The sequence below is a fragment of the Stenotrophomonas ginsengisoli genome (assembly GCF_001431485.1).
GTDB lineage: Bacteria > Pseudomonadota > Gammaproteobacteria > Xanthomonadales > Xanthomonadaceae > Stenotrophomonas > Stenotrophomonas ginsengisoli.
In genome coordinates, this window is record NZ_LDJM01000025.1 from 13,438 (window position 1) to 28,952 (window position 15,515).

Genomic DNA, 15,515 nt, shown 5'->3' on the forward strand with positions numbered 1-15,515 from the left:
CATCACGGCGCCGGGGCAACGCGGCGGTCAGGGCGCCAGCACCCGCCCGATGTCGTCTTTGTGCACACGCGCCAGCGCCTGCGCCAGGCAGACCGGGTCCACCGCGCTGTCGATGCCGAGGCGGAAATGCAGCTCACCGGCCGGCGTGCGCGATGAATGGATCGAGGCCAGGTTGACCCCGGCCTGTTCGAACGCGGCCAGCAGTGCCCGCAACGAGCCGGGGCGGTCCTGCGGCAGGTAAACACTGACCGCCTGTTCCCCGGCCAGGTCGGCCAGCAGATAGCCCATGCGCTCGAAGCCGTAATTGCCCGTGGCCACCAGCTCCGGGCCGAAGGCCTGCGCATTGGCGGCCAAAAAGCGCGCACGAAACGCATCACGCGCTGGCTGGTCACCGGCCAGCACCAGCGCATGCAACTGCTGCAGCTGCTCGCTGAGCTGGGCCAGCATCGGTGCCACGTAGGGGTTGCCGAACTGGATGTCCTCGTAGATGGCCGGATTCAAGGCCAGGATGCGCGCCATCGCCGCCAGGTGCATCTCGAAACCGACGGTGCGGAACGGCAGCACCGCCTCCAGTGCACCGAGCCAGTCCTGCTGCTGGCGCAGCACCCCGGCCTGGGCCAGGCCGCTGGCATGCACCATGGCCTGCACCAGGGCCATGACCCGGTCGTGATGCTCGGGCGTGGCCTGCACGCACTGCGCCTGCAGGGCCGCACACAGCTGCCCCAGCCACGGCTGCCAGTGCTGCAGGCGTGCCTGGCACACCACCATGGCACGGCCCTTGAGGGTGGGCGACTTGGGCGGCGCGCACATCGGATGCAGGCCGGCGACCTCGGCCTGCGAAGCCAGCATGGCCTGCACCGGGGCAAACTTGACCGAGGTGATGTCCAGCCACAACTGACCGGCCTCACGCCCGCCGGCCTGGGCAATCCACTGCGCAATGATCTGCGCGGTGTGCCGGATCGGCACACTGAAGATGATCACCTGCGCCTGCGCCAGCACCTGCTCCGGGCTGGCCGAAGCAGGATCGGCCGGATCATGGCCGATCACCACCAACCCCATCTCCCGGGTGAAAAAACCCTGCAGCCAGCGGCCATAGGCCCCGGCCGAGCCGACAATGCCGATCACCGGAGCCTGGGCCGGGGTCATGCCAGACGCTGGCCGCGGAAGCGCCCGGGCGGCAGCTGGGCGGCGGGGGCAGCGGAGAGCACATCAAACTCCTCCACGTCCGAGGCCAGGGTCGCCTCCAGCGCCGCATGCACGCCGGCAATGGCACGGCTGATGGCCATCGGCATCGGTTCGCCGCGCAGCACGAAGGCCATGGTCAGGGCCAGCAGCACATCGCCGGTGCCGGCCACATCCACCGGCAGGTGCGCGCTGTTCCAGCGCCAGACCTCGTCGTGACTGACGGCCAGGGTCACCAGCTCGCCCGGCGCCCCCTCCACACTGTGCGCAATCACCCACTGCGGGCCGCGTGCCAGCAGCTCGCGCGCCGCGGCAATGGCATCGTCCTGGGCCAGGGCATCACGCCCGGTCAGCCGCCCCAGCTCGAAGGCGTTGGGGGTGACCACCGTGGCCAGTGGCAGCAGCTGCTCACGGAACACCGCTTCCAGCGCCGGCTCCACATACGGGCCGGTGTGGGTATCGCCGATCACCGGATCCAGCCAGTAGGCCAGGCCGGCATTGTCCTTGAGCGTGGTGCGCGCCCAGTCGGCGAACACCTGGCCGTTTTCCACCGTACCGAAGTAACCGGACACCAACGCCTGCGCCCGCTGCGGGATGCCACGCTCGCTCACCCCCAGCAGCAGATCGGCCAGCCAGTCGGCCGGCAGCATGCGCCCACGCAGGGTCGAATAGAACGGCGCATTGCTGAGCAGGGTGGTAGGCACTTCGGCCACACGCAGGCCGAGCGCGCGCAGCGGCGGTACTGCCGCACTGTTGCCGGCATGGCCGTAAACCAACTGGGACTGGACGGAAATCACGTCCACCGGGGATGGCCCGTCCGGACGCGTGCGGCGGCCGTGGACCAGATGACTGTCTGTCGTACTCATCGGCACATTCTAGCGCCGCGCTGCAGCAAGCCAATCGGCATTTGCAAACGCAACCAGGTCACACCGCCGTCTTGCCGACACCCAACCGCATGGTGACTGCAGCCGCATCGATCGCCCCGTCAGTCCTAGCGGATTGGCGGCAGCTTGCACACTGGCATGTGCACCTCATACATCAGGCCGCCACCCCATCAGGGATCGCGGGCCGCCTGATGGCCACGCAGGCAGGCCGCCACCCTCCCCTGCCCCGGGGATCGCGCGCAACAAAAAACCGCAGCACAGGCTGCGGTTCTTTGCGTATCGCGTGATGCAGGCGATGTCAGGACTTCAGACGCTCGAAGAAGCCCTTGATGCCATCGACAAACGTCGCCGACTTGGGCGAATGCTTGCGCGCGGACTCACCACTGAAGGTGGCCTCGAACTGCTCCAGCAGCTTGCGCTGCTCGGCGGTGAGGTTGACCGGGGTTTCCACCAGGATGCGGCAGTACAGGTCACCCGGGCTGCGCGAGCGCACCGACTGCACGCCCTTGCCACGCAGGCGGAACAGCTTGCCGGTCTGGGTTTCGGCCGGAATGCGGATCTCGGCCTCGCCTTCCAGGGTAGCCACACGCACGGTGTCGCCCAGCGCTGCCTGGGAAATGCGGATCGGCACTTCGCAGTGCAGGTCATCGCCGTCGCGCTGGAAGATCGCATGCTCACGCACACGCACTTCCACATACAGATCGCCTGCCGGCGCACCCGGTGCACCGGCCTCGCCCTCACCCTGCAGACGGATCCGGTCACCGGTATCCACACCAGCCGGAATCTTGACCTGCAGGACCTTCTCGTCCTCGACCCGGCCAGCACCACGGCAGGCCTTGCACGGGTTGGGAATCTGCTTGCCGGTACCGGCGCAATGCGGGCAGGCCTGCTGCATGGCGAAGATGCCACGCTGCATGCGTACCTGGCCCTGGCCACGGCAGGTGGCACAGGTTTCCACCTTGCCATCTTCCGAACCGGAACCATTGCACGGCGAGCACTCGACCAGGGTCGGAATCTCGATGCGGCGCTCGACGCCGGCCACCGCTTCTTCCAGGTCCAGCTCCATCACATAGCCGACATCGGCACCACGGCGCGGGCCGCGCGAACCACCCCGGCCACCGCCGAAGATGTCGCCGAAGATGTCGCCGAAGATGTCATTCATGTCCGGGCCGCCACCGCCACCACCGCCCATGCCGCCTTCGAAGGCAGCATGGCCGTGCGCGTCATACATGCGGCGCTTACCGGCATCGGACAGCACTTCGTAGGCTTCCTTGCACTCCTTGAAGGAGGCTTCGGCAGCGGCATCGCCCGGGTTGCGGTCCGGGTGGTGCTTCATCGCCATGCGGCGATAGGCCTTTTTCAGTTCGTCATCGGTGGCGGTACGGGCAACGCCCAGCACCTCGTAATAATCGCGCTTGCTCATCGTTCAACTCGGCCGCGGTAGCAAATACAGGGTGTCCGGTACGCACTGGCGGGCTCTTGGCCCGCCAGCACGTTCCATCACGACAACAGCCGGGCACAGGGCCCGGCTGCCGCAGTGATTACTTCTTGTCGTCCTTGACTTCGGTGAACTCGGCGTCCACCACGTCGTCGCTGGACGGGCCGTTGCCGGCCGGAGCGGCACCGGCTTCGGCACCCTGGGCCGAGGCAGCGAACAGCTGCTGCGAGGCTTCTTCCAGAGCGCGGGTCTTGCCTTCGATCTGGGCCTTGTCATCGCCCTTGATGGCCGATTCCAGGTCGCTCAGGGCCGACTGCACATTGCCCAGCACGGCGCCATCAACCTTGCTGCCGTGTTCGTTGATCGCGGTACGGGTGGAGTGGACCAGGGCGTCAGCCTGGTTGCGCGCGGCCACCAGCTCCTGGAACTTCTTGTCTTCCTCACGGTTGGCTTCGGCGTCAGCCACCATCCGTGCGATTTCGTCATCGCTCAGGCCCGAACCGGCCTTGATCTCGACCTTCTGTTCCTTGCCGGTCTTCTTGTCCTTGGCGGTGACGTGGACGATGCCGTTGGCGTCGATGTCAAAGGACACTTCCACCTGCGGCATGCCACGCGGTGCCGGCTCGATGCCGGACAGGTCGAACTTGGCCAGCGACTTGTTGAAGCGGGCCTGCTCGCGCTCACCCTGCAGCACGTGCACGGTCACGGCCGACTGGTTGTCCTCGGCGGTGGAGAAGGTCTGCGAGGCCTTGGTCGGAATGGTGGTGTTCTTTTCGATGATCTTGGTGAACACGCCACCCAGGGTCTCGATACCCAGCGACAGCGGGGTCACGTCCAGCAGCAGCACGTCCTTGACGTCGCCGGCCAGCACACCGCCCTGGATCGAGGCGCCCAGTGCCACGGCTTCGTCCGGGTTGACGTCCTTGCGCGGTTCCTTGCCGAAGAACTCGGCCACAGCGGCCTGCACCTTCGGCATGCGGGTCTGGCCACCGACCAGGATCACCTCGGAGATGTCGCTGGAACGCAGGCCAGCGTCATTCAGGGCGGTACGGCACGGCTCGATCGAGCGCTTGACCAGGTCATCGACCAGGGCCTCGAGCTTGGCGCGGGTCAGCTTGATGTTCAGGTGCTTCGGACCGGTGGCATCTGCAGTGATGTACGGCAGGTTCACTTCGGTCTGCTGGGCGCTGGACAGCTCGATCTTGGCGCGCTCGGCAGCATCCTTCAGGCGCTGCAGGGCCAGCGGATCGTTGCGCAGGTCCAGACCCTGGTCCTTCTGGAATTCTTCCACCAGGTACTGGATCACGCGGTTGTCGAAGTCTTCGCCGCCCAGGAAGGTGTCACCGTTGGTGGCCAGCACTTCGAACTGCTTTTCGCCGTCGACGTTGGCAATTTCGATGATCGACACGTCGAAGGTACCGCCGCCCAGGTCGTACACGGCGATCTTGCGGTCAGCACCGTCACCCTTGTCCAGGCCGTAGGCCAGGGCAGCAGCGGTCGGCTCGTTGATGATGCGCTTGACATCCAGACCGGCGATGCGGCCGGCGTCCTTGGTGGCCTGGCGCTGGCTGTCGTTGAAGTAGGCCGGCACGGTGATCACCGCTTCGGTGACCGGCTCGCCCAGGTAGTCCTCGGCGGACTTCTTCATCTTGCCCAGCACGTCGGCGGAGATCTGCTGTGCGGCCATCTTCTGGCCGTCAGCGGTGGCCACCCAGGCGTCACCGTTGTCGTGGGCGACAATGGCGTACGGCACGTGGCCGATGTCCTTCTGCACTTCGGCGTCGGTGAACTTGCGGCCGATCAGGCGCTTGACGGCGTAGAAGGTGTTCTTCGGGTTGGTCACGGCCTGGCGCTTGGCGGCAGCGCCGACCAGCACTTCGCCGTCCTTGGTGTAGGCGACGATGGACGGAGTGGTGCGGTCACCCTCGGCGTTTTCGATGACGCGGGCCTTGCCGCCTTCCATGATGGACACGCACGAGTTGGTGGTGCCCAGGTCGATACCAATGATCTTGCCCATGAGGGAGGCTCCTGAAAAAGTCAGTCTTGGGATGCCGGCCTGCGCCGGCGCTGAAGTGAATATGGGGGTGCCGACGGACGCTTCAAGCGCTGCTTTCAGCTGCCGTTTGCCTGCCGGCCAAACAGGTCAATCGTTGCGGGCCACCACGACCAGGGCCGGGCGCAGCAGGCGATCGTTGAGCACGTATCCCTTCTGGAACACGGTCACCACCGCGCCTGGGGCCACGCCCTGCGGGGCGTCGATCTGGCTGATGGCCTGATGCTGTTCCGGGTTGAACGGGGCACCGACCGGATCAACCACGACCATGCCGTTGTCGGCAGCAGTCTTGAGCAGCTGCTTGTAGGTCAGCTCCAGGCCTTCCTTGAGCGGGTGCTCCTGGCCGGCGGCGGCGGTCAGGCCGGCATCCAGGCTGTCAAACACCGGCAGCAGGTCACCCAGCAGCTTTTCATTGGCGAACTTGCGTGCCTGCTCGACATCGCGGGCCAGGCGGCGGCGCTGGTTCTCCAGGTCGGCACGGTCCAGCAGCACCTGGGCACGGGTCTGTTCCAGCTCGCCACGCAGGGCTTCGATCACAGCCTGCGCATCGTCCTGGGCCGCATCGGCCGCAGGGTTCAGGGATTCGTTTTCGGGGAGGTCTTGATTCATTTCCGGTTCCCGGGCGGAAGGGACAGCCGCCTCATGCCGGTCATTTATGGGCGTACGACGGGCTTTCAAGGGGCAAGATGTTTTTTTTGCACGCCAGACTCACCTGATGAGACGCCATCGCGCACAATGCGAGGATCACGGGGGTCTCTGGATTGACCCCTGCCCTGCTCCGTGCCAGCTTTTGCGCCGCTCAAGGCCCGCCAACACATGCTCAAACATCTCTCGATCAAGGATTTTGCGGTCGTACGTCAGACCGAACTGGAGTTTGGCCCCGGCATGACCGTGGTATCCGGCGAAACCGGTGCCGGCAAGTCGTTGATGGTCGATGCCTTGACCCTGCTTTCCGGCGCCCGCGCCGACAGCGGCATGGTCCGCCATGGCAGCGACCGGGCCGAACTGGCCGCCGAATTCAGCCTGGATGCCCACAGCCCGGCCCTGCACTGGCTGCGCGAGAACGAGCTGGACGAGGACGGCGCCAGCTGCCAATTGCGCCGCATCATCCGTGCCGATGGCGGCTCCAAGGCCTGGATCAACGGCCGTGCAGCGACCATCAGCCAGCTGGCCGAGCTGGCCGCCTTCCTGGTCGAGGTGCATGGCCAGCACGACCAGCAGGCGCTGATGGCGCGCAGCTCCCAGCTCAGCCTGCTTGATGCCTATGCCCGCAATGGTGCCCAGCGCACGGCCGTACGCGCGGCTGCCAGCCACTGGCAGGCCCTGCTCGATGAAGCCAGCGCGCTGTCCGAGCGCGGCGATGTGGGCGACCGCATCGACTGGCTGACGCACCAGCTGACCGAACTGGACCAGGAAGACCTGTCGGCCAGTGCCATCGCCCAACTGACCAGCAGCCACCGCCGCCAGGCCCATGCCACGGCCCTGGGAAATGCCTGCGAGCATGCCCATGCCCTGATCGGCGGCGACGAGGAGGTCAGCGCTCTGGATCTGCTGCGCCAGGCCCGCAGTGAACTGGCCCGGCTGGTCGAGCACGAACCACGCCTGGCCGAAGTCGACGCCCTGCTCGACAGTGCCGCCATTGCCCTGGACGAGGCGATGAGCCTGGTCGACCGCATCGGCGAGGATCTGGATGGCGACCCGGAGAGCTTCGTGGAGATCGAAGCCCGCCTCGGCCGTCTGCATGCCCTGGCCCGCAAGCACCGGGTACCGATGGAAGAGCTGGCTGGCCAGCAGGCCCGCCTGCGCGAGGAAGTCGAACAACTGCGTGGTACCGATGAACGCCTGCAGGCCCTGGCCGTGGAGATCGGCAAGGCCCGCACCCGGTGGCAGGCGGACGCCGCCGAACTGAGCCAGACCCGCCAGCAGGCCGGCCAGAACCTGTCGCAGGCCACCAGCAGCCTGATCAACGAACTGGGCATGGGCGGCAGCGTGTTCTGCGTGCAACTGGAACCACACAACAACGAGCGCCCGGACCCGTTGGGCGCCGAGCGGGTGGAATTCCTGGTCGCCGCCAATGCCGGCCAGCCGCCACGGCCGCTGCGCAAGGTCGCCTCTGGCGGCGAGCTGTCGCGCATCTCGCTTGCCATCGAGGTGGCCACCATCGGCCTGGACAGTGTGCAGACCATGGTCTTTGACGAGGTCGACTCGGGCATCAGCGGCGCGGTGGCCGATATAGTCGGCAGCCGTCTGCGCGCCCTGGGCGAGCACTGCCAGGTGCTGTGCGTGACCCACCTGCCGCAGGTGGCGGCCAAGGGCCATACCCATTACCGGGTCAGCAAGGCCCCGGTGGAAGGCATGACCCAGAGCGCGGTGGAGCGGCTGGACCGCAAGGCCCGAGAGGAAGAAATCGCGCGCATGCTCGGCGGAGTGGAAATCAGCAGCGAGGCCCGCGCCGCCGCGCGCAAGCTGATTGCCGTGTAAGCCCCGCTCCTGCCAACAGATACGACAACGGCGCCCTCGGCGCCGTTGTCCGTTTACTGCCGCAAGGCCTGCTCAGCGCTTCTTGCGCACGTACAGCACCAGCGAGTGCTCTTCCAGCTCGTAACCGTACTGGGCGGCAATCTTGTGCTGCAGCGCCTCGATCTCGGCGCTTTCAAACTCGATGATCTTGCCGGTTTCCATGTCCACCATATGGTCATGGTGGCTGCCACGATCCAGCTCGTACACCGCCTGGCCGCCCTCGAAGTTGTGCTTGAGCACCAGCCCTGCCGCCTCGAACTGGGTCAGGACGCGGTACACCGTGGCCAGGCCGATCTCCTCGCCGTCATCAAGCAACAGGCGGTAGATGTCCTCGGCAGTCAGGTGGTGCTGCGGGGTGCGCTGTTCGAGCAGCTGCAGGATCCGGGTACGCGGATGGGTGACCTTCAGGCCAACCTTTCGCAGGTCGTAGGATTCAGTAGTCATGGGCTTGAAAGGCGCCGGGCGCCTGATCCTCTCGTTAGGGGGGTCGCGGGACGTGCCGGGCAGTGTATCATCGGATCAGTTTTCCCAAACCCTGTGACACGATGCGCTCTTACCTGCTGCTCGCCCTCACCGTTGTGGCCACCGCCGGCTGCGGCGCGATCTACAAGCAACCCATGTACCAGGGCAACCTCATCCGCGAAGCGTCGGTCCAGCAACTGCAGGTCGGCCAGAGCCGGCAGCAGGTCAGCGCCCTGCTCGGCACCCCGGCCATCATGGATCCGTTCAACGCCGATCGCTGGGATTACACCGGCAGCCGCCGCATCAACCGCGCCGGCAAGACCGAAACCACCAATTTCATCGTCCATTTCGATGGCGACAAGGTCAGCCGCTGGGAAGGCGACTACCTGGCCGTCAACGATGGCGAGCTGGCCATCAAGACGGTACAGCAGTTCGGCCGCAACCTGGCCCGCGACAAGAAAAAGCGCCGCTGAGGCGACGCTTTCAAACAAGCCTTTACCGACCGCCGCGGGCCCGCCTGCGGCGGTTTTCTTTGGGGTCGGCCAGCAACGGGCGCAGCAGCTCGATCCGATCACCCTCGTTGAGCAACTGCGCCGGACGCACCAGCACCCCATGCACGGCCACCGCCTCGAACTCAGGCCCCGGCACCTGCAGCCCGGCTGCGGCCAGCGCATCGGCCACACTGGCCCCTTCGGCCAGTTCCAGCGCCTGCAGCTGGTAGCCATCAGGCCGGGCCTTGACGACCTGTACCGACGGCATCAGCCCACCTTCCCGGCTTCGCGCACAAAATCGGCGACCATGCGGTCGGCCAGGGCCTGGAAGCCCAGGGTCAGCGCCGGCACCAGCAGGCGCGACTTGGGCTCGAAATCCAGCACCAAGGCCACCTTGCTGCCCGAGTCGCCCATTGCGGTGAAATTCCAGCGGCCGTGCAGCTTCTTGAACGGACCATCGCGCAGCTGCATGTCGATGCTGACCGGACGCACATTGCGGTTTTCGGTCATGAACCAGGTGCTCAGCGCGCCCAGGCCCAGGTCCAGCCGCGCCAGCAGGCGCTGCTCGCTGCTCTCCAGCACCTGCGCCCGCGAGCACCAGGCAAAGCGGCGCGGATAGGCGGCCACATCATTGACCAGATCAAACAGCACTTCCGGTGGCTGGCTGACCAGCGCACTGCGACGAACAATAGGCATACAGGACAATCCATCGACCAATGCCCCCGGATCGGAGACAATGGGCATATGAGCAAGAAGACCGGCAAGGATAAAGCAAAGGGCGGCAATGCCGACAAAACCATCTCGCTGAACAAGCGGGCTCGGCATGAGTACCACCTGGAAGACCGTTTCGAGGCGGGCCTGGTCCTGCAGGGCTGGGAGGTCAAGGCGATCCGCGCCGGGCGCGGCAACATGACCGACGCCTACGCTTACGTGAAGGATGGCGAGATCTACCTGATCGGCGCCCAGATCACCCCGTTGATCCAGGCCTCCACCCACGTCATCCCGGAGGACCGGCGCCAGCGCAAGCTGCTGCTGCACCGCAACGAGATCGACAAGCTGATCGGCCGTGTGGAACGCGATGGCTACACCATCGTGCCCACGGCCATGTACTGGAAGAAGAACAAGATCAAGCTGGAAGTGGCACTGGCCAAGGGCAAGCAGAACCACGACAAGCGCGACGCGGCCAAGGACCGCGACTGGGACCGCGAAAAGCAACGCGCCATGCGCGCCCACAACAAGAACGCCTGAAGCATAAAGGCCCGGCCACAAGCCGGGCCTTTTTACTTCCCTGCAGCGCAGGGCATGCGCACTACCCGGAAGATGCCGCGCAAACGAAAAAGGCCACCTTGCGGTGGCCTTGTCGCTGAAAATCAAGTTTTCAGTAGTTGGTGGAGGTGGGCGGAATTGAACCGCCGTCCGAAGGCACTCCATCCCCGGTACTACATGCTTAGCTCACCGTTGGATCTCGTCTTTGAACAGCACGGTGCGCAAAGCGCATCCAAAGACCAGCCTGCTTTGGTTAAACCGTGACTGACAGGCAGCCATCACAGTCGGTTCCGTGATAATGACCCTACATCCACGAGCACGGGCACAAGTGGGTTCGGGGCTTACGCCTTAAGCGGCGAGAGCGTAGTTGTCGTCGTTGGCAACTAGAGTTTTGCAGCTGGATTTACGAGGAAAGCTACCCCCTCGGCATGCACCAAGTAACTTCACAACCCCCGTCGAAACCAATGCACCCCCGGTTCGATGGAAACTGCAGCCCGACGATCCATTGCCAGACCTTGTTGCTCGATGTGCCGATGATAGCGCATCGAAGCGGCAGATGCACCCTGCCAGCCCGGTCATTGCCCTGCACGGCAACGACCGGGAACCGGCTCACTCTCCCGCATCAGCACCACGATCCAACGCGCCGCGCACTTCATCCAGGGCGGCAGGGTTGTCCAGGGTGGACAGGTCGCCCGGGTCATTGCCCTGGGCCAGGGCCTGCAGCGAGCGGCGCAGCAGTTTGCCCGAGCGGGTCTTGGGCAGCGAGTCGACGATGTACACCCTTGCCGGGCGGGCGACGGCGCCCAGGCTCTGCTCCACGGTGCGGCGCAGGTCAGCGGCCGCCCCGGCGCGGTTGCCGGCATGTTCGTCGCGCAGGGTGGCAAACACCACCGGCACCTGCCCCTTCAACTCGTCGGGCACCCCGATCACCGCGGCTTCCACCACCGCCGCATTGGACGACACGGACTCTTCGATCTCGCGGGTGCCCAGGCGGTGGCCGGCGACATTGATCACGTCATCGGTGCGGCCGAGGATGAAGGTGTAGCCGTCCTCGTCGCGGATGGCCCAGTCCAGCGAGCTGTACAGCAGCTCCTTGAAGTGGCTGAAGTAGCTGGCAATGAAACGCTCGTCGTTGCGCCACACCGTACTCAGGCAACCCGGCGGCAGCGGCGGCACCATCACCAGCACGCCCTTTTCCCCTGGCCCGACTTCCTCGCCGGTGTTCTCGTCGATGATCCTGGTGTTGTAACCGAGGTTGGCAAAACCCGGCGAACCGAAGCGGGTCGGCTTCATGTCCACGCCGGGCAGCAGGGTCAGCGCCGGCCAGCCGGTTTCGGTCTGCCAGTAATTGTCGATCACCGGCTTGCCGAGCAGCTCGTTGATCCACAGCGCGGTGGGCTCATCGAGCGGCTCACCGGCCAGGAACAGGTACTGCAGTGCGGACAGGTCGTACTTGCGAATGAATTCCGGGTCGTGCTTCTTCAGCACACGGATCGCCGTGGGCGAGGAAAACAGGGTGCGCACAGCGTACTTCTCGCACAGCTGCCACCACACACCGGCATCCGGGCGCGTGGGCAGGCCTTCGTACAGCAGTGAGGTGGCCCCGCCGATCAGCGGGCCATACACGTTGTAGGAATGACCGACCGCCCAGCCCACATCGGAAGTGGAAAACATCACTTGACCCGGCTTGACGTCGAATACGGTGAGCATGGACAGCGCCATGGCCACCGCATAGCCACCGACATCACGCTGCACGCCCTTGGGCTTGCCGGTGGTACCACTGGTGTAGAGCAGATAACTGGGTTCGTTGGATTCGAGCCATTGCACCGGCACATCCACCTGCCCTACCTCGGCACGCAGCGTGGCGTAGTCCACATCGCGCCCGGGCTGCAGCGCGATATCGACATCCAGCCCGCGCGAAACCACCAGCACATGTGGCGGCGGTGTCTGCGCGGCGGCCAGCGCGCTGTCCACCAGCGGCTTGTACGGGATGACCTTGCCACCGCGCATGCCGGCATCGGCCGTGATCAACAATTTGGGCTGGGCGTCATCGATACGCACGGCCAGGTTGTGCGCGGCAAAGCCACCAAACACCACCGAGTGCACGGCGCCGATACGGGCGCAGGCCAGCATCGCAAATACGGCCTCGGCCATATTGGGCATATACACCACCACGCGGTCGCCATGGCCAACACCGAGGCGGCGCAGCACAGCGGCGAAATCATTTACTTCGCGATGCAGCTGGCGATAGGTGAATTCGCGCGTGGTGTCCGTTTCCGTGGACGCCACCACCAGCGCCAGCTGCTCAGCACGGTCGGCCAGATGGCGGTCAACGGCGTTGTAGCAAAGATTGGTGCGCCCGCCGACAAACCAGCGCCGGAACGGCGGGTTGGAATAATCCAGAATCTGCTGCGGCGGGGTTTCCCAGTGGATCAGCCGGCTCTGCTCTTCCCAGAAGGCCTCCGGCTGTTCAATCGAATAGCGATGCAGCTGTTCATAGCTGCCATTGAATACAGGTGTTTGTTGCGACGACGATAACGATGCTGCGTTATTGCACTGCATTATCCAATCTCCCATAACCCTGACTTCCGGTTTACAGCAAGCACGCAGGCGATTCCTTTCGCCTTTAGTCGATGCCTGTCAGACCAGGGCTTCCAGTTCCGGCAACAGCGCAAACAGATCGCCCACCAGGCCGATGTCGGCCACCTCGAAGATCGGGGCGTCGGCGTCCTTGTTGATCGCCACGATGGTGCCGGCGTCCTTGATACCGGTCAGATGCTGGATGGCGCCACTGATGCCCACGGCCACGTACAGCTCCGGGGCAATGATCTTGCCGGTCTGGCCGACCTGCATGTCGCTGGGCACATAGCCGGCATCCACGGCGGCGCGCGAGGCGCCCACGCCTGCACCGAGCTTGTCGGCCAGCTTGTAGATCACCGCGAAGTTCTCGGCCGAACCGACGCCACGGCCACCGGAGACGACACGCTTGGCGCTCTGCAGGTCTGGGCGGTCGCTCTTGCCCTGGGTCAGGGACACAAAGCGGGTGTGGGTCGGCAGCACGGCATCAACGCTGATCGCTTCGATCGCGGCATTGCCACCGTCAGCAGCGCTGGCCCAGGAGGCCGCACGCACGGTGGCCACCACGGTCTGCTCGGCCGGCGCCTTGACGGTGATGATGGCATTGCCGGCATAGATCGGGCGGGTGAAGGTGTGGGCGTCGACCACGCTCATCAGGTCGGAGACCTGGTTGACGCCCAGCAGGGCCGCCACAGCCGGCATCAGATCCTTGCCGGTGGTGGTGGAGGCGCCGAACACGTGGCTGTAACCGGCCGCGGCCTTGGCGATCTGCGGGGCCAGCACCTGGGCGATGGCGTTGTCGTTGGCGGCATTGGCGATGCTCAGCACGCGGCTGACACCGGCAATCTGTGCGGCCTGGGCAGCAACGGCTGCCGGGTCGGCGGCCAGTACCAGAACGTCGATCTCGCCACCCACCGCAGCGGCGGCAGTGACGGTCTTGGCCACGGCAGCATTGAGCTGGCCGTTCAAGTGTTCGGCAATGACAAGAATCTTGGCCATTACAGCAACCCCTTCTGCTTCAGTGCGGCAACCAGCCCGGCGGCGTCCTTGACCATCACGCCCTTGGAGCGCTTGGCCGGTGCGGCGTAATGGGTGGTGGTGAAGGTATCGGCGGCTTCCACGCCCAGATCGGCCAGCTGCAGGGTCTCCAGCGGCTTGGACTTGGCCTTCATGATGTCGGGCAGCTTGATGAAGCGCGGCTCGTTCAGGCGCAGGTCGGTGGTGATCACCGCCGGCAGGTCCACTTCCAGCACTTCCAGGCCGGCGTCCACTTCGCGGGTGACGGTGGCCTTGCCATCGGCAATGGCGAGCTTGGAGGCAAAGGTTGACTGCGGGCGGCCCCAGATCGTGGCCAGCATCTGGCCGGTCTGGTTGGCGTCGTCATCGATGGCCTGCTTGCCCAGGATGACGATGTCCGGCTGGACCGATTCCACCAGCTTGAGCAGGGTGCGGGCAGCGGTCAGCGGCTGGATCGCCGCATCGGTGACCACGTGGATGGCACGGTTGGCACCCATGGCCAGGCCGTTGCGCAGGTGGGCCTGGGCATCGGCGGGGGCAATCGTGGCCACGACCACTTCGCTGGCGATGCCGGCATCGCGCAGGCGCAGGGCCTCTTCCAGCGCGATCTCATCGAACGGGTTGGGCGAGAGCTTGACACCATCGGTGACCACGCCGGAGTTGTCCGGCTTGACCTGGATACGGACGTTGTAGTCCACCACACGCTTGTAGGCGACGAGGATCTTCAGGCTCATGCGCCCTCCTTGTTGAACAGCTTGACCACGCTGGAGAAATCCAGACCGCCGTTGCCCTGCTGGCTGTTGATCGAATACAGGTTGCGGGCCAGCTCGCCCAACGGGATCGACGCGCCCTTGGCCACCGCCGCCTCCACCGCCAGGCCCAGGTCCTTGAGCATCAGGTCATTGCCGAAGCCACCGCTGTAGCCGCGGCTGGACGGTGCGTTTTCCAGCACCCCCGGCCACGGGTTGCAGACTTCGGTGGCCCAGCTGCGGCCGGTGCTCACCGCCATCATCTGCGACAGCACACCGGCATCCAGGCCATGGGCCACACCCAGCGAGATGGCCTCACCAGTGGCGGCCATGATCACGCCCAGGGCCATGTTGTTGCACAGCTTGGCCACCTGGCCGGCACCGTTGCCGCCGACATGGAAGATGTTCTTGCCCATGTCCTGCAGGTAAGGGCGCGCACGCTCCAGCGCATCGGCCGGGCCGCCGACGATAAAGGTCAGGGTGCCGGCCTGGGCCCCGGCGGTGCCACCGGATACCGGTGCATCGATCATCTGCAGGCCACGTGCGGCCGCGGCCTGGGCCACCTTCTGTGCCGAGGCCGGGGCAATGGTGCTGCTGTCGATCACCAGCGCGCCATCGGCAATGGCGGCCAGCAGGCCACCCTCCCCCAGGTACAGGCCTTCCACATGGCGGCTGGCCGGCAGCATGGAGATCACTACCTGCGCATCATTCACTGCGTCATGCGCGCTGGCAGCGGCCACGCCGCCGGCCGCGACCACCGCGTCCACCGCGCTGGCGCTGAGGTCAAACACCTGGACCTGATGCCCGGCCTTGGCCAGGTTGATCGCCATCGGCCCACCCATGTTGCCCAAACCGATAAATGCAATGCGGCTCATC

General features: G+C 65.5%; 15 protein-coding genes and 1 other RNA gene. 3 read left to right on the forward strand and 13 right to left on the reverse strand.

Translation table 11 applies throughout. The annotated features are described in order from the left end of the window. Positions 1-27 precede the first annotated feature (27 nt). The 5 genes from ABB30_RS10060 to grpE all read right to left on the reverse strand — a co-directional run bounded on the left by ABB30_RS10060 (position 28) and on the right by grpE (position 6,166). Positions 28-1,146 carry a prephenate dehydrogenase gene (locus ABB30_RS10060; protein ID WP_057638180.1) on the reverse strand — a complete coding sequence of 373 codons (1,119 nt, stop codon included), beginning with the start codon at positions 1,144-1,146 and terminating at the stop codon, positions 28-30. Beyond that, on the reverse strand, positions 1,143-2,048 hold the full coding sequence (gene pdxY, locus ABB30_RS10065) for a pyridoxal kinase (RefSeq protein WP_057638181.1): 906 nt from the start codon (positions 2,046-2,048) through the stop codon (positions 1,143-1,145). The genes ABB30_RS10060 and pdxY overlap by 4 nt, the downstream gene beginning before the upstream one ends. 316 nt (positions 2,049-2,364) lie before the next feature. Beyond that, entirely contained in the window at positions 2,365-3,489 is a 1,125-nt protein-coding gene (dnaJ, locus tag ABB30_RS10070; RefSeq protein ID WP_057638182.1) for a molecular chaperone DnaJ, read from the reverse strand. A 118-nt stretch (positions 3,490-3,607) separates the two neighbouring features. After that, positions 3,608-5,521, reverse strand: a complete 1,914-nt coding sequence (gene dnaK / locus ABB30_RS10075) for a molecular chaperone DnaK (RefSeq protein ID WP_057638183.1) — start codon at positions 5,519-5,521, stop codon at positions 3,608-3,610. A 126-nt stretch (positions 5,522-5,647) separates the two neighbouring features. Further along, entirely contained in the window at positions 5,648-6,166 is a 519-nt protein-coding gene (grpE, locus tag ABB30_RS10080) for a nucleotide exchange factor GrpE (protein WP_057638184.1), read from the reverse strand. 207 nt (positions 6,167-6,373) lie between these two features. Here grpE and recN point away from each other — a divergent pair, with 207 nt between their 5' ends. Further along, positions 6,374-8,038, forward strand: coding sequence for a DNA repair protein RecN (gene recN, locus ABB30_RS10085; RefSeq protein ID WP_057638185.1), 1,665 nt, complete (start codon positions 6,374-6,376; stop codon positions 8,036-8,038). A gap of 72 nt (positions 8,039-8,110) precedes the next feature. Here recN and fur read toward each other — a convergent pair whose 3' ends face one another. Further along, entirely contained in the window at positions 8,111-8,521 is a 411-nt protein-coding gene (gene fur / locus ABB30_RS10090) for a ferric iron uptake transcriptional regulator (RefSeq protein ID WP_057638186.1), read from the reverse strand. 101 nt (positions 8,522-8,622) lie between these two features. Between fur and ABB30_RS10095 the strand changes: the two genes are divergently transcribed. Beyond that, a complete protein-coding gene (locus tag ABB30_RS10095; RefSeq protein ID WP_057638187.1) occupies positions 8,623-9,012 on the forward strand; it encodes an outer membrane protein assembly factor BamE in 390 nt (129 codons plus the stop codon). Between the two features lie 22 nt (positions 9,013-9,034). Here the strand turns inward: ABB30_RS10095 and ABB30_RS10100 are convergent, their stop codons facing one another. Together ABB30_RS10100 and ABB30_RS10105 are read right to left on the reverse strand one after the other, a co-directional pair. Continuing rightward, complete coding sequence (locus ABB30_RS10100; protein WP_057638188.1) at positions 9,035-9,298, reverse strand: RnfH family protein; 264 nt, start codon at positions 9,296-9,298, stop codon at positions 9,035-9,037. Then, the gene (locus ABB30_RS10105; RefSeq protein ID WP_057638189.1) at positions 9,298-9,726 is read right to left on the reverse strand and encodes a type II toxin-antitoxin system RatA family toxin; all 429 of its coding nucleotides are present in this window, start codon (positions 9,724-9,726) and stop codon (positions 9,298-9,300) included. The genes ABB30_RS10100 and ABB30_RS10105 overlap by 1 nt, the downstream gene beginning before the upstream one ends. 48 nt (positions 9,727-9,774) lie before the next feature. Between ABB30_RS10105 and smpB the strand changes: the two genes are divergently transcribed. Further along, the gene (gene smpB, locus ABB30_RS10110; protein ID WP_057638190.1) at positions 9,775-10,278 is read left to right on the forward strand and encodes an SsrA-binding protein SmpB; all 504 of its coding nucleotides are present in this window, start codon (positions 9,775-9,777) and stop codon (positions 10,276-10,278) included. A gap of 138 nt (positions 10,279-10,416) precedes the next feature. Here the strand turns inward: smpB and ssrA are convergent. The 5 genes from ssrA to mmsB form a co-directional block, all read right to left on the reverse strand. Continuing rightward, positions 10,417-10,770: a transfer-messenger RNA gene (gene ssrA, locus ABB30_RS15790) on the reverse strand. 135 nt (positions 10,771-10,905) lie between these two features. Continuing rightward, positions 10,906-12,858: a propionate--CoA ligase gene (prpE, locus tag ABB30_RS10115; RefSeq protein WP_057638191.1), complete on the reverse strand. Its 1,953-nt coding sequence runs from the start codon at positions 12,856-12,858 to the stop codon at positions 10,906-10,908. Between the two features lie 78 nt (positions 12,859-12,936). Next, positions 12,937-13,872, reverse strand: coding sequence for an electron transfer flavoprotein subunit alpha/FixB family protein (locus ABB30_RS10120; RefSeq protein WP_057638192.1), 936 nt, complete (start codon positions 13,870-13,872; stop codon positions 12,937-12,939). Beyond that, positions 13,872-14,618, reverse strand: a complete 747-nt coding sequence (locus ABB30_RS10125; protein ID WP_057638255.1) for an electron transfer flavoprotein subunit beta/FixA family protein — start codon at positions 14,616-14,618, stop codon at positions 13,872-13,874. Before ABB30_RS10125 ends, ABB30_RS10120 begins: the two co-directional genes overlap by 1 nt. 2 nt (positions 14,619-14,620) lie before the next feature. Next, the gene (mmsB, locus tag ABB30_RS10130; protein WP_057638193.1) at positions 14,621-15,514 is read right to left on the reverse strand and encodes a 3-hydroxyisobutyrate dehydrogenase; all 894 of its coding nucleotides are present in this window, start codon (positions 15,512-15,514) and stop codon (positions 14,621-14,623) included. Position 15,515: the final 1 nt, after the last annotated feature.

Bases quoted from the DNA above. Each gene is read 5' to 3' on its own strand.
- grpE (WP_057638184.1), bottom strand. From the start codon at position 6,166: ATGAATCAAGACCTCCCCGAAAACGAATCCCTGAACCCTGCGGCCGAT.
- ABB30_RS10100 (WP_057638188.1), bottom strand. From the start codon at position 9,298: ATGCCGTCGGTACAGGTCGTCAAGGCCCGGCCTGATGGCTACCAGCTG.
- dnaK (WP_057638183.1), bottom strand. From the start codon at position 5,521: ATGGGCAAGATCATTGGTATCGACCTGGGCACCACCAACTCGTGCGTG.
- mmsB (WP_057638193.1), bottom strand. From the start codon at position 15,514: ATGAGCCGCATTGCATTTATCGGTTTGGGCAACATGGGTGGGCCGATG.
- ABB30_RS10060 (WP_057638180.1), bottom strand. From the start codon at position 1,146: ATGACCCCGGCCCAGGCTCCGGTGATCGGCATTGTCGGCTCGGCCGGG.
- pdxY (WP_057638181.1), bottom strand. From the start codon at position 2,048: ATGAGTACGACAGACAGTCATCTGGTCCACGGCCGCCGCACGCGTCCG.
- dnaJ (WP_057638182.1), bottom strand. From the start codon at position 3,489: ATGAGCAAGCGCGATTATTACGAGGTGCTGGGCGTTGCCCGTACCGCC.
- ABB30_RS10105 (WP_057638189.1), bottom strand. From the start codon at position 9,726: ATGCCTATTGTTCGTCGCAGTGCGCTGGTCAGCCAGCCACCGGAAGTG.
- smpB (WP_057638190.1), top strand. From the start codon at position 9,775: ATGAGCAAGAAGACCGGCAAGGATAAAGCAAAGGGCGGCAATGCCGAC.
- ABB30_RS10120 (WP_057638192.1), bottom strand. From the start codon at position 13,872: ATGGCCAAGATTCTTGTCATTGCCGAACACTTGAACGGCCAGCTCAAT.
- prpE (WP_057638191.1), bottom strand. From the start codon at position 12,858: ATGCAGTGCAATAACGCAGCATCGTTATCGTCGTCGCAACAAACACCT.
- ABB30_RS10095 (WP_057638187.1), top strand. From the start codon at position 8,623: ATGCGCTCTTACCTGCTGCTCGCCCTCACCGTTGTGGCCACCGCCGGC.
- fur (WP_057638186.1), bottom strand. From the start codon at position 8,521: ATGACTACTGAATCCTACGACCTGCGAAAGGTTGGCCTGAAGGTCACC.
- recN (WP_057638185.1), top strand. From the start codon at position 6,374: ATGCTCAAACATCTCTCGATCAAGGATTTTGCGGTCGTACGTCAGACC.